We start from the raw sequence: 12650 nt of genomic DNA, 5'->3' as shown, positions 1-12650 counted from the left end.
CATTTTATGGAATGTGTATAATTTTATACTTCTGAAAACAAACGATCGACGCTTTCTGTCGATGATGGTAACGTTTTCGCTAATAAAGTTGACGGATCGTCGTCCATCCCTTTTTTAATCCATTCAATAATGATTCCCCGAATACCGTACGCGAAGAACTGCGCACCCTTATCAAGTTGATCAGCGGCCTTTTTACCTTCGCTTTGTAAAATAAATTGATTTAATGCAGTATCCAAAAAGGCACTTAGTAGTGAATATCCTTGGTCACCGTATGTAATATGAATAATTGCTTCTTTATGTTTACGAATTACATCCAATAAATTCAGTAAGTGTTGCTGGAGATTAGTAGATCCATCCCGTTCCGCCAACAGAGTCCCCCATTGCTGAAGATAAAAACTGAGACATTGGTATTTATCTGAAAAATAGTAATAAAAAGTCTGCCGCTCGACTTGGGCGTGTGAGGCAATGTCTTTTACTGAAACGGACTCAAAATACTTTGTCTCGCTGAGGTCAAAGGCACTACGGCCTAGTAGATTTTTTGTCGATTTCATTGATATACTCCTATATTCTCCTAAAACTCACAAAATGATGAATTCGTAAAAAAAGGCTACTTGTAATAACAAGTAGCCTTTACTAATGACCCGTGCGAGATTTGAACTCACGTTACCAGCGTGAAAGGCTGGTGTCTTAACCAACTTGACCAACGGGTCAATTCCTCTTGACGTCTATAATAATATCATAGGTCAAAAAAAATACAACCCTTTTCGCTAAATTTTTTTGACTTTATTTTGATCGTGTCAAAAAAACAACATACGCCAAGGTGGTCAACATCATTCCACTGACGGTGATAAATAATACTTCATAATTAAAATAATCGATAATTAATCCACCATATAATGGTCCGATTGCTCGACCAATCGACATTGCGATGTTCGGGAGTCCCTGATAGTATCCAGTATCGCGTGGATCGGTTAGCTGATCAATATACGCAGGAACGGCTGGAATTCCAGTCATTTCACCTACCGTTAAAATCAAAAAATCAATTACAAACATAGTAAAGTTCCGGGCAAAAATTAAGATGATAAAAGAACTCGCAAAAATCGCAATTCCCCAAATAATCTGTGTGCGCACTCTGATATAACCAGCTAATTGATTGACGATTGGCTGACCAACAATAATGACTCCACCATTGATCGTCCAAAGTAAACTATACGCAAAAAATGGAATATGCATATTGGTAATTCGCACTGACATGACCGTTTCCCATAACACATAGCTTAAATATACCGTCATTAAACACCCACAAAGCGCATATACAATGCGGACGCCACGCCGATCACCACGATGACTTTGTCGATTGAGTCTTCGTTGATGGGTCGCTTTCGGTAGTTGTACGTTAAAGAATAGTACTGTAATTAATAGAAAAATGGCATAAAAGGCTGCCGTAGTAATAAACACCAGCACCGGACTAATTGGTAGAAGTACCCCGACCAATAAGGTACCAACAACAACTCCAATATTCATTGCCATGTAAAGCATATTAAAAACATACCGGGTTGATTTTCCCTCAATCTTGGTCCCATATGAGTTAATCACTGTAATACTGGAACCATCCGCAAAGCTGATTAAACATAACCAAATGGCAAAAAACGGCCACTGATGGAAAAAGATCAGTAGAAAAGCAGCTCCAGTGGCAAAAATAACTGGGATCACAGCCGCCAAGTATGGATTCCAACGATCATACAGCACTCCACCTAAATAATTGCCCATCATCATACACAGTGACATTACAAACATAACGACCCCAGCAATCGTCATTGATTCGCCCAAATATTCATGCATATAGACAGTCGTTAAGGGCCACAGTAGAGCGGCTCCCGTATTGTTAAATAGGCTGGCTGCCACAACCCACTTTAATTGCAGCGACTTGGTTTGCATTTTCAATTGCTCCTTAACCTAAAAAATGACGCCCACCGGCGCCATTCTATTTATTCATCCAATCATTAACCGATGATCCACCCTTAGTGTATCATACTAGTCTTTTTTGATCTTACTTATTCAGTTTATTACGAAATGGGACTGCATTTTCTTTTGTGATCTTCTTAACCCCATGCATGTATGGTACCAGGACCTCTGGAATGGTAACGGAGCCGTCTGCATTTTGATAATTTTCCAAAATCGCGGCCACCGTCCGTCCAACGGCTAGTCCTGAACCATTCAGGGTGTGAACATAATGCAATTTACCATCCGCATCACGGTACTGCGTATGCATCCGCCGGGCCTGGAAATCAAGACAGTTAGAACAGCTTGAGACTTCACGGTACTTGTTTTGCGCTGGCATCCAAAGTTCCAAATCATGCGTCATAGAAGCCGTGAAACTCATGTCACTGCTGGTTAATGTAATTACGTGATATGGCAATCCTAACTTTTTGAGAATATTTTCTGCATTTGCAGTCATCTTCTCTAATTCATCCCATGAATCTTCCGGCTTCGTGTACTTAACCATTTCCACCTTATTGAATTGGTGCATCCGAATCAAGCCCCGCGTATCACGACCCGCAGCCCCTGCTTCTGAACGGAAACATGGTGTTAATGCAGTAACGTAAACTGGCAATTCCTGTTCTGGAATTACATCACCACGATAATAATTAGTCAACGGCACTTCTGCGGTCGGAATCAACGTCATGTCTTCCCCATTAACTTGGTAAACTCCTTCTTTAAACTTCGGGAATTGACCAGTTCCATACATGGATTTTGCATTCACAATATATGGTGGCAGCACTTCAGTGTAGCCATCCTTCATGTGTTCATCCAACATGAAATTGTAAACGGCCCGCTCTAATTGCGCACCTAAACCAAGGTAGTAAACAAACCGTGCTCCGGAAACCTTCCGCGCTCGATCAAAGTCCAAAATCCCAAGATTTTCACCAACATCCCAATGATGCTTTGGTTCAAAGTCAAAGTCCCGAACTTGACCAACCTTCCGTAATTCAACCGCACCATCTTCTGTTAAGCTGACTGGAACGTCATCATGTGGAACGTTTGGCAACCGTGACATTTTATCGTAGAAAACTTCATCATTAGCTTCTACCTTTTCATCAAGGCCCTTGATTTGGTCACCCAAGTCTCGTGTTTCCTTAATAGCTTCTTCAGCAGATTGACCATTGCGCTTTGCTTCACCAATCTTCTTAGAAGCTTCATTGCGTTGTGCTTTCAGCGCTTCGACTTTTTGTAATAATTCACGCCGCTTTTGGTCCAATTCCAGGACTTCATCAATTTCTGATGCGTCAATCCCCCGGGTTGCTAACTTCTCTTTAAACCAGTCCGGTTGGCGACGAATCTTCTTAATATCTAACATAACGTTTCCTCCAATCAAAAAGAGCCATTTCATCCTCATATTTTGGGACGAAATGGCTCTAGTTCCGCGGTACCACCCAAGTTTGACAATCTGTCACCCTCGAAATGGATAACGGCCATTGACCGTGCGGCATTACCCGCCCACATTTCATGCACCGGAGTTTCGACTGACAACTTCCACCACCCGTTGCCTCTCTGGAAATCTACTTTAAATGCACCCGTGTTTATTAATCATGCTAATCATATTACATTAAATTTAAATTAGCAATCCCTAATTTTCGAGGCTGGAAATTTCTTGACGATATTCAACATGACTCACACCATTGCGTGAAATCACCCGCAGTTGGTTGGGAATTTGATTTTCTAATTCAGTCACGTGACTAATAATGCCGATCATCTGATAGCCTTTAATTGACTGTAAAGCATTCATCGCCTGCTCCAACGCTTCTTGATCTAGTGATCCAAAGCCCTCATCAATAAATAGTGTTTCTACTTTAATGCCACCACTACGTTCTTGAATGACTTCGCCCAGTCCCAGAGCTAATGCCAATGACGCAATAAAACTTTCTCCACCAGAAAGGGTCCGGACACTGCGTTCTTGTCCTGCATTATCATCATAAACGTTAATTTCAAGACCGCTCCACTTCGTTCCGTTGCCCCTTGCAGCTTCATCGCTGAGTTTAAAAGCATAACGTCCATTCGTCAGTTTTGCTAGTCGTCCATTTGCTACCTGCAGTACCTCTGTTAGATAACTTTGCAGTACATAACGTTCTAAACTAAGTTTATTATCAGTATTTCCATTCATCACGTCGCTAACGGTCTGCAAATCTTGGACTCGCTTCAATTCTGAATTTTGTTGGCGATTAATTTTCGCAACTTGATCGTGAGTTTTTAAAATATTTTGCAGTTCATTACTAAGTTGGCCACTCTGTCGTTGCAACTCCGCTAATCGTCGCTGTTCTTCTGCTAACTCCTGACTAGTTTGTTCAACATTCGGCATCGATTGAGTGCCAATTTGTTTTTCTAGGCGCTGAATAAGCGCTTGAAGACGAGTTTGTTTAGTGTGGAAATCTTGCACACGACTTTGCAAAGTCGTCAACTCATTGATATGCCCACCAGCCCAAGTCCAAAAACTATCATCCAATTCTGGAGAATAATCTGCTAACTGCTGCTGTAACTTTTGGTGGCTCTCCATGATCTGTTTTTGAAGTGTTTGAACTAATTGATTCAGTCCCGTTAGCTCTTGTTGATTATTTGTTACCCGTTCTGCTAACATTACCTGTTTACGTTGAGTATTTTGCTGGTGTTGTTGGAAGTGATTAATTTCATCTTGCCATTCACCGACCTGAGCCGTTGCACTCTGGGCATCTTCATATTCAGTTTGCAAATCATTGACGACCGCTTGATAGGTCGCTCGATCAGTCGTCAATTGCATCTGTAGTTTATCTAACTCTTGTTGGGCTTCTGTAAATTGTTGCTGTTCTTCCGTTTGACGTTGATTCAAATCAGACTGTTCTGTTAGTAATTTTTGTGTTTGCCGTTTCTCATTTAGTAAATTTTGCCGCAATTTATTAACAGTTTCAGAAAAGCTTCGAACTTTCTCTTTTGCCTCATCAATTGTTGCAAAGTCATCATTCATTAATTGGCTTAACTGTACTAACAATTCGTTGATAGTAGCCATTTCTTCATTAACTTGATGTTTTTGATCATCGAACTGCGATTTTTTAGCTGCTTGTTCCCTTTGTAATTGACTTAATCGTTGATTAGCGGCTTCAACTTCATCATTTAATACCACGCGATCATCTTTCGGCAAAGGTGCAGGGTGAGGATGATCAGTTGCCCCACAAACTGGGCATGGCGAACCCGGTTTTAATTGGTGAACCAGTCGTGCAATTTCTCCACGCAGATAAGCATCTTTCAAATCATCATAAGTCGTTTGTGACTGCGTAATTAATTGTTGTTGCTGGTCTAGCCATTTTTGTAAAGTCCGCTGCTGTTTAGATAATTCATTTGATTTACGCTGGTGTTTTTGAAGATCCGCAACTATTTCCTGAAGCTTCTGTAGTTGATGCCGCTGATTTTCGAATTTTAATTCATGATCGTGCACTTCGCCCAACTGGTCAAGTTCATCCGTAACCCTTTGTAGCCGCTGTTGGGTTAACTCTAATTTTTCTTTTTGACTTGTAACTAATTGTTGTTGTCCATTGAACTGCTTTTCTCCAGTTTGAACGGCCTGCTTAAGCTGATCACGACGCGTATATTGTGGTAGCTGGTTTTCTAAAACATTTTTCCGCTCCTGTAGCTTTCGAATTCGTTCGTTCTGCTGTTTCAGTTGTTCTGCAACTGTATCGACCTCTTTTTGCTCAATACGCAGTTTTCTTACTTCAGCTTGTTTGTCAGCTATAAGCCGCTGATTTTCCGCCAGTTTTGTATGTAAGCTTTGGTAATTTAAATAGTCAGCCTGGTGTTCCTGATACCAAGTTAGCCGTTCAATGATTTGTCGCCAATGATTAATTTGTGGCGCCTGCTCTTGCAAATCCAGAAGATCCGCAGCCGCTTTCTTTTTTTCACCCATTGCCTGGACTAAAGCATGTTGGTTGGTTAATTGCTGATTTAGTTGATTCGTCACTAATTGCTGCCTGGTTATTTCCTGGGAAATATTTTCAATATCACTTTGTCGATCTTTAATTTTTTGTTCTACCTGGCTTAACCACTCAGCCGTTGACTGATCACCATTAACATCTGCTAAGTTTGCCTTTGTAACTGACAGTTTATCTAACGTTTGCTTATAAGCCTGTTGCTGTTCGGTGAGCTGGCTCTTTAACGTTGCTGCCCACTGTTCATAAAAGTGAGTATTAAAAAGATCGCGTAATAATGTTTCTTTATCAGAACTGCTCGATTCTAGAAATTGACGAAACTTTCCCTGCGGCAAGAGCACAATTTGCTTAAACTGATCTCGAGTTAAATTCAACAACTGTTCAATAAATTGATTAGCTGGACCGATTTTACTAATTTCGTTTGGCTCTGAATTCTCCAACGGATAGATTAAACTAACTTTTGTCCCATGTTCGACTAATTTATTACCACGCCCCATAATCGTTTGTTTCGGCTGGCGGGTAATTTGATAAGTTTGTCCTTTGTGGCTAAAGGTAAAAGTAACGCACGTTTCTTGATTTTTTGGTGCAAAATCCGAACGTAGCGCTGTCGCATCACGGTCTTGATCATTAGTTGTTTGACCAAAAAGCGCATAACACATTGCATCAAATATTGTGGTTTTCCCGCTTCCGGTATTACCACTTACCAAAAAGACTGCTGTTCCTGTCAACTTTTGAAAATCTATTACTTCATCTTTATAAGGACCAAAATATTGCAGATGTAGTTTTAATGGTTGCATCCTAGCGATCCCCCTTTTGCATTTCTGCTAATGTAGTATCAACAATCTTTTCTTGTTCTGCATTCAGTTTAGTACCCACCGTTTTTTCAAAGAAATTAGCGAATAATTGCTTAGGTGATTGACGTTGGTTTAGATGATGATAATTTTCATGAGGCCCTGCAAACCCATACTTACGACCGAGACTTATGATTTGCGGGTAATATTGCCGCAAACGATTCATAACATCTGGAATAATTTGTCGATCCGTAAGTTTAATTGCATAATAATCTTCTTTGGAGTACTGCTTGGCAAATGTTGGATCAGTCAATTGATCCATTGAGGATTCGATCACGTGAATCTCATGGATCGCAGGAAGCTCAACCCAGCGAATATTAAACGGAGCTGTATCCACAATCCAGACTCCTTTTTCCATATTAGCTTCGGAAACTGAAAATTTCATTGGCGAGCCGCTATATTTTATCCGTGCCTCCTGCAACGCGTTTTTATTATGTAAGTGGCCAAGGGCAACATAATCAAAATCAGTTAATAGATCAGTATTGACGGCGCTCAATCCCCCTACTTCAATCATCGTCTCTGAATCGGCGGTTCGCTGACTCCCGGCCGCAAAGAAGTGGGCAACTAATACATGCCGCTTGCCATCTACAAATCGCTTTTTCATTGCAGCAACAATCTTTTTCATTGCAGTATTGATATCTTTAATTTGATCATCCGCAAAATAATTGCGGACTTCTTGTAAACCAAAAAAAGGCAACAAAAATAACTGGGTATCAGCAAATTCAATTGGCATAAACGCCTGACTAAATTTTGTATTTAAATAGAAATCGTTACTTGTAAACCACTGACTCCCTACACCTAGTCGGGTAGCTGAATCATGATTGCCACTAATCGCAAAAATTGGTAATTGATCATGAATATTTAACTCTGCTAGTTCACTAGTCAATTCTCGGGTAGCGGCCTCACTTGGAATTGTCCGATCATATAAATCACCAGCGATGACCATTGCATCGACTTGTTCTGCTTTAGCAATTTGGCGAATCTTTTCAAAAGTCGCATGTTGATCCGCCAGTAAATTATAGCCAGCCAAGTGTTTCCCGATATGCCAGTCTCCAGTATGTAAAAATCGCATTTTCGTCCTCCAAACGTTTGTTTGCGTTTCCAATCGATTATATCAAAGACGATCATTAATAGGAAATATAATTCATTAATTACAATTAACTAAACCTTCTTAACACCAATTCGTTTACACTGCCTTGTAAGATGTTGTATAATTTCGTTTGATATTTTTAAAATTAGGTAATTTCTAATTTCAAATTATTATTTAATTTGAAATGATGACTATACTAGGTCATGCCGATTATTTATGAAGGCTGTCTTCGCCAGTCAGAAAGGATGGTAATTTAATGATTAAAGCGCTCAAAGATCATCCAACGTACACGTTTATCTTAAAGACGCTTTTTTATTTCGTCGTTCTAGTTGCCTTAATTTACCTTTATGGTTACTTTGGTGCTGGACAAGCCCCATTCATTTATAACGAATTTTAATGGAGGAAAGAGTTTTGGTTACAAATATTGTTCCTGAAATCGATCAAATCGCCAAACAACACCTTGATAAGGTTTATTTCGATGAAATGGGGACGACCCATACTTATCAAGATTTAGTCAACGCATCCAATGCACTTGCGGCCTGGCTTGATTACAGTAACATTCCGGCTGGTAGCCCGATTATGTTTTATGGCGACCACCAATTTGAAATGGTTGCTGGATTTCTTGGTGGTTTAAAGTCTGGTCACGCATATATTCCAGTAGAAACTGGTTCGGCCCTTCCCCGAATGCAGTCAATCATTAACACCGCTGATCCTAAATTGGTGATTGCAGTTGATGACTTCCCAGACCAAGATTTAGACTACGATGGACAAATCCTAAACCGATTTGAATTACGTAAAATCATGGACGAGCAAGTCTCCTATAATATGGATCATGAAGTCGCTGGAGATGATACTTTCTATATTCTCTTCACTTCTGGAACGACTGGTTCGCCAAAGGGCATTGAAATTAGCGCTAACAATATTACAACTTTCGCTAATTGGATGTTGGGCGATGATTTTGATCTTCCTCGGGAAGCGACCTTCCTTGGTCAACCACCATTTTCTTTTGATATTTCCCATTTCTACTGGTTAGTTGGAATGCTCTCGGGCGCTTCTGTCAAAGCCATTCCGGTTAAGGTAGTCCAAAACTTCGGTCAGCTTTTTAAAGTCTTACCAGATCTCAAGATCAATGTCTTCTTTGGTACTCCATCATTTGCAGAATTGCTACTACTCAGTCCTGATTTTAACGCTGAAAAGATGCCTGATTTACAGAAGTTTGTCTTTTGTGGTGAAGAATTATCAGTTTCAACCGTTAAACGGCTGTTCCAAAAGTTTCCAGATGCCCACATCTACAACACCTATGGCCCAACGGAAGCAACTGTAGCAGTTACTAGCTGTGAAATCACAAGAGATATGCTCAAGGATGCTAAACGGCTGCCGATTGGTTACGATAAACCTGGAGTTACTACTACGATCTGGGACGGCGACCAACAAATCACTGAACCTGGAAAGCATGGTGAAATCATCATTTCCGGTGATAGTGTTGCCGCTGGTTACCTCAATAATCCAGAAAAGACTGCCAAAAACTTCTTTAAGTTCAATGGCCAACAATCATACCGTACCGGGGACGCTGGCTACATCAGTGCTGATGGTCTTCGTCATATCATCGGTCGGATGGACTTCCAAATCAAATTACACGGTTTCCGGGTAGAACTCGACGAAGTTCGCTCTAGTCTGGAGTTAAGTCAATACATTAAGCAAGCCGTAGCGGTACCAAAGTATGACAAAAATGGTAAAGCAACGCATTTGATTGCCTATGTAATCGCCGAACCAAACGATTTCGCCAGCGATACCGAATTAACAAAGGCCATTCGGGAAAGCTTAAAAGATAAAATTATGGATTACATGATGCCAACCCAATTCATCTATGTTGATAGTTACCCAACATCAGCAAATGGCAAGATTGCGGTTAAGCAACTCATCGCGGAGGCTAATAAATAATGATTAATTGGTTTGCAAGCTTACCAAACTTCTCCGCCTATGGAACTCCTTCGTATTTTATTTACTTGTTAATTGCCCTCATTCCGATGGGCATTGGCCTTTACTTTGGTAAACGTTTCGAATGGTATGAAGCACTCATTAGCTTTATCTTCATCTTCTTCATGTTCGATGGTCAAAGCTACAAACAAGCTGCTTCGTTGATTGTTTATATCATTTACCAAACTTGCTTAGTAATGTGGTACTTCCATTACCGGCAAAAGCAAAATAACAGTATGGTTTTTTATGTAACCGTCTTTTTATCGCTCTTGCCGATCATCATTGTTAAATTTACTCCCGCAATGGTTGGTCATAATTCGCTCCTCGGCTTCTTAGGGATTTCTTACTTAACTTTCCGAGCTGCAGGAACAATCATTGAAACAAGGGATGGTGCCGTTAAGGATCTTAATTGGTGGAAGTTTGTCCGTTTCATGGCATTTATGCCAACCATTACTTCCGGACCAATTGATCGGTATCGTCGTTTTTCAAAAGACTACCAAAAAGTTCCTAGTCGGGAAAAATACCTCAGTTTACTGCAAAAGGCAGTCCTGTACTTATTTATCGGGTTTGTATATAAGTTTATTGTGGATTATTTCTTTGCTCAACAATGGCTGCCCTATTTCCAACGCCAAGCAATGGCACATGCCCCACACCTCTCATGGTGGGTCGTCGGCGTTGCTTATGTTTATACCGGTGACTTATACTTTGACTTTGCTGGATATTCATTATTTGCAGTCGCCATTAGTTACATCATGGGTGTCGAAACCCCAATGAACTTTAATAAGCCGTTTCTTTCTAAGAACATTAAGGAATTCTGGAACCGTTGGCATATGTCTCTATCATTCTGGTTCCGTGATTACATCTTCATGCGTTTTGTGTTCCTAGCTACCAAAAAACGTTGGTTTAAAAATCGGAATGTTTTATCATCCATTGCCTACATGTTAAACATGGTAGTCATGGGCTTCTGGCATGGAGTAACATGGTATTATATCCTATATGGATTCTTACATGGCTTAGCCTTAGTGATCAATGACTGGTGGCTTCGCTATAAGCGAAAACACTATAAAAACCTTAAATCAACTAAACTGACTAAGTTTATTGCCGGATTTATTACTTTTAATTTTGTCGTTTTCGGATTTTTAATCTTCTGTGGTTTCTTGAACACATTATGGTTCAGTCCCGCAGCAATGAAATAACTTGATATAAAAATACCTGGAGGAATTATCATGAAAGAACAAATTCAAGATTTATTAGCACAAGCAACTGGTCGTGACGCAAGCGACTTCTCTGATACCACTGCTGATTTATACGCCGATGGTCTGTTAGACTCCATGGCCACTGTTCAATTCTTACTATCTCTTCAAGATGAATTTGATATTCAAGTTCCTGTTTCAGAATTTGACCGGAGTGCTTGGAGTTCTGTTGATAAGATTGAGGATCGGGTAAAGGAATTACAAAATGACTAACAAGAAAAAGCTGTGGTCAATTTTTGGCCCAGTGATTGTTGCGGCATTATTAGCATTCATCTTCTTTTGCTTGCCATGGTCTGGTCACCACTCTGCTGCGACTGAACAACGGGCTGCGGTTTCCTTAAGTCCAACGGTTTTTAAAAATCGTTCATTAAAGGTTCAGGCCCTCAGTGGTCGTCGCTCAAAATATGCTCCATTCTTTGGTTCTAGCGAATTTAATCGGATGGATCGCTACCACCCTGCGGTTATGGCTGAAAGGTATCATTCCTATCGTCCGTTTATGTTTGGTTCCCGGGGGACACAATCATTGCCTCAACTGTTTAACATGACAATGATGCCTCAACAAATGCAAGGTAAAAAAGCAGTTTACGTTATTTCCCCACAATGGTTTGTTAAGCGTGGGGTAATGCCATCAGCCTTTAAATATTACAACGGTGCCTATGCTAACTTAATGTGGTTGCGTCAAGCTAACCCACAATCGGCCTACGATCGTTATACTGCCAAACGTCTAATCCAATTGCTTGGTGATGATGGATCAATTAGTAGCTACGCCAATAAGATTAGCAAGGGTCAATCCCTGAGTAAGTGGGATCGCTGGGTCATCAATTCAAAGATTACACTCTTGCACCATGAGGATAATCTCTTCTCTGGATTCTTTATCAAAGATAACTACGGTCGGCGAATCAAGCCGAAAGCACGGCTCCTTCCTGAACAACTTAATTATGCTGATTTAACAGCGGCAGCGATTAAGCAACATGACCGGGCCTCTAGTAACAATAACTTTGGGGTATTAAATTCATTCTATAACCGACGGATGCGTGGTCATATCAAGAGTACTGCTAATTCCCAAAAGAACTTTGACTACACAAAGTCACCAGAATATGGGGATCTGGAAGTGGTATTAAATCAGTTCCATAAAACCAATACAAATGTAATTTTTATGATTACACCGGTGAATGCTAAATGGGAAAAACACACAGGGATGTCCATGCCGATGTATTACCGCACAGTGCGCAAGATTAAAACGCAGTTGCGCTCTCAAGGATTTAATAACATCATTGATTACTCCCACAAGGGTAATCAAGATGGGTTCATGCAAGACACCATCCATATCGGATGGGCAGGTTGGGTTGACTTTGATCGTCAAACTGCACCGTTCTTAGAACAATCCCAGCCGAAACCTAAGTATCATATGAATGATGCATTTCTCTCTAAGGAATGGTTAAACCTGAATCCAACTAAGGCAAATCTAAAACAATTCAAGAGTAATCATCAAATTAAATAAGACCCAATAAAAAAGGCGGGTGGT

At 40.5% G+C, this 12650-nt stretch carries 10 protein-coding genes and 1 tRNA gene; 5 read left to right on the top strand and 6 right to left on the bottom strand.

Translation table 11 applies throughout. The features are described 5' to 3' along the window. Positions 1–23 precede the first annotated feature (23 nt). The 6 genes from HMPREF0501_RS08185 to HMPREF0501_RS08160 form a co-directional block, all read right to left on the bottom strand. On the bottom strand, positions 24–551 hold the full coding sequence (locus HMPREF0501_RS08185) for a TetR/AcrR family transcriptional regulator C-terminal domain-containing protein (protein ID WP_006917536.1): 528 nt from the start codon (positions 549–551) through the stop codon (positions 24–26). Positions 552–637: 86 nt separating this feature from the next. Continuing rightward, a tRNA-Glu gene (locus HMPREF0501_RS08180) sits at positions 638–710 on the bottom strand. A 73-nt stretch (positions 711–783) separates the two neighbouring features. Beyond that, complete coding sequence (locus tag HMPREF0501_RS08175; protein ID WP_006917535.1) at positions 784–1938, bottom strand: MFS transporter; 1155 nt, start codon at positions 1936–1938, stop codon at positions 784–786. A 112-nt stretch (positions 1939–2050) separates the two neighbouring features. Next, on the bottom strand, positions 2051–3358 hold the full coding sequence (gene serS, locus HMPREF0501_RS08170; protein WP_006917534.1) for a serine--tRNA ligase: 1308 nt from the start codon (positions 3356–3358) through the stop codon (positions 2051–2053). Positions 3359–3628: 270 nt separating this feature from the next. Then, positions 3629–6751, bottom strand: a complete 3123-nt coding sequence (locus tag HMPREF0501_RS08165) for an AAA family ATPase (RefSeq protein ID WP_006917533.1) — start codon at positions 6749–6751, stop codon at positions 3629–3631. A 1-nt stretch (position 6752) separates the two neighbouring features. Continuing rightward, positions 6753–7877, bottom strand: coding sequence for an exonuclease SbcCD subunit D (locus HMPREF0501_RS08160; protein ID WP_006917532.1), 1125 nt, complete (start codon positions 7875–7877; stop codon positions 6753–6755). A 274-nt stretch (positions 7878–8151) separates the two neighbouring features. Between HMPREF0501_RS08160 and HMPREF0501_RS08155 the strand changes: the two genes are divergently transcribed. The 5 genes from HMPREF0501_RS08155 to dltD are packed head-to-tail and all read left to right on the top strand — an operon-like array spanning position 8152 to position 12626. Then, complete coding sequence (locus tag HMPREF0501_RS08155) at positions 8152–8292, top strand: teichoic acid D-Ala incorporation-associated protein DltX (protein WP_006917531.1); 141 nt, start codon at positions 8152–8154, stop codon at positions 8290–8292. A gap of 14 nt (positions 8293–8306) precedes the next feature. Then, positions 8307–9836: a D-alanine--poly(phosphoribitol) ligase subunit DltA gene (gene dltA / locus HMPREF0501_RS08150; RefSeq protein ID WP_006917530.1), complete on the top strand. Its 1530-nt coding sequence runs from the start codon at positions 8307–8309 to the stop codon at positions 9834–9836. Next, complete coding sequence (gene dltB, locus HMPREF0501_RS08145) at positions 9836–11068, top strand: D-alanyl-lipoteichoic acid biosynthesis protein DltB (RefSeq protein ID WP_006917529.1); 1233 nt, start codon at positions 9836–9838, stop codon at positions 11066–11068. Before dltA ends, dltB begins: the two co-directional genes overlap by 1 nt. Positions 11069–11098: 30 nt before the next feature. Next, the gene (gene dltC / locus HMPREF0501_RS08140) at positions 11099–11338 is read left to right on the top strand and encodes a D-alanine--poly(phosphoribitol) ligase subunit DltC (protein ID WP_006917528.1); all 240 of its coding nucleotides are present in this window, start codon (positions 11099–11101) and stop codon (positions 11336–11338) included. Next, the gene (gene dltD, locus HMPREF0501_RS08135; protein ID WP_006917527.1) at positions 11331–12626 is read left to right on the top strand and encodes a D-alanyl-lipoteichoic acid biosynthesis protein DltD; all 1296 of its coding nucleotides are present in this window, start codon (positions 11331–11333) and stop codon (positions 12624–12626) included. Before dltC ends, dltD begins: the two co-directional genes overlap by 8 nt. Positions 12627–12650: the final 24 nt, after the last annotated feature.

The organism is Limosilactobacillus coleohominis 101-4-CHN, from assembly GCF_000161935.1.
Lineage (GTDB): Bacteria > Bacillota > Bacilli > Lactobacillales > Lactobacillaceae > Limosilactobacillus > Limosilactobacillus coleohominis_A.
Note: the sequence above shows the minus strand (reverse complement) of the source record. Positions and strands in the feature narration are given on the sequence as shown.

What these genes read in the sequence shown, in the direction of transcription:
- HMPREF0501_RS08160 (WP_006917532.1), bottom strand. Translation starts at nt 7,877, where the DNA reads ATGCGATTTTTACATACTGGAGACTGGCATATCGGGAAACACTTGGCT.
- HMPREF0501_RS08185 (WP_006917536.1), bottom strand. Translation starts at nt 551, where the DNA reads ATGAAATCGACAAAAAATCTACTAGGCCGTAGTGCCTTTGACCTCAGC.
- dltD (WP_006917527.1), top strand. Translation starts at nt 11,331, where the DNA reads ATGACTAACAAGAAAAAGCTGTGGTCAATTTTTGGCCCAGTGATTGTT.
- HMPREF0501_RS08155 (WP_006917531.1), top strand. Translation starts at nt 8,152, where the DNA reads ATGATTAAAGCGCTCAAAGATCATCCAACGTACACGTTTATCTTAAAG.
- HMPREF0501_RS08165 (WP_006917533.1), bottom strand. Translation starts at nt 6,751, where the DNA reads ATGCAACCATTAAAACTACATCTGCAATATTTTGGTCCTTATAAAGAT.
- HMPREF0501_RS08175 (WP_006917535.1), bottom strand. Translation starts at nt 1,938, where the DNA reads ATGCAAACCAAGTCGCTGCAATTAAAGTGGGTTGTGGCAGCCAGCCTA.
- dltC (WP_006917528.1), top strand. Translation starts at nt 11,099, where the DNA reads ATGAAAGAACAAATTCAAGATTTATTAGCACAAGCAACTGGTCGTGAC.
- dltB (WP_006917529.1), top strand. Translation starts at nt 9,836, where the DNA reads ATGATTAATTGGTTTGCAAGCTTACCAAACTTCTCCGCCTATGGAACT.
- serS (WP_006917534.1), bottom strand. Translation starts at nt 3,358, where the DNA reads ATGTTAGATATTAAGAAGATTCGTCGCCAACCGGACTGGTTTAAAGAG.